The organism is Gilvimarinus sp. 1_MG-2023 (genome assembly GCF_030548285.1).
On record NZ_JAUOSC010000104.1, the window covers coordinates 1 to 491 of the forward strand.

At 53.0% G+C, this 491-nt stretch carries 1 protein-coding gene; it reads right to left on the reverse strand.

Going from position 1 to position 491, the window contains the following annotated elements:
- Nucleotides 1-491, reverse strand: a 491-nt coding sequence (locus Q4563_RS15900) for an isocitrate/isopropylmalate family dehydrogenase (RefSeq protein ID WP_303605160.1), incomplete at both ends; no start/stop codon positions are given.

Consider the following 491-nt stretch of genomic DNA (forward strand, 5'->3'; position numbering starts at 1 on the left):
GATATCGCCAAACATATTGCCGGTAACCAGTACATCGAACTGTTTTGGAGCACGTACCAGCTGCATGGCGGCATTGTCGACATACATATGCGACAGCTCGACTTCCGGATAGTCTTTTGACATTTCTTCCATGATTTCGCGCCACAGCACGGTCACTTCCAGTACGTTGGCCTTGTCAACCGAGCAGAGCTTTTTGTTGCGCTTCATGGCTGATTCGAATGCCACTCGACCGATACGACGGATCTCGGATTCGTTATAGACGTAGGTGTTGTAGCCTTCACGCTCGCCATTTTCCAGTGTCCGTACACCCCGTGGCTGACCAAAATAAATGCCGCCTGTCAGTTCACGTACAATCAGGATATCCAGCCCGGAGACCACTTCCGGTTTCAGGGTTGAAGCATCCGCCAGCTGCGGGTACAGAATGGCCGGACGCAGATTGCCAAACAGGCCGAGATTTTTGCGGATATCCAGCAGCCCTTGCTCCGGGCGCT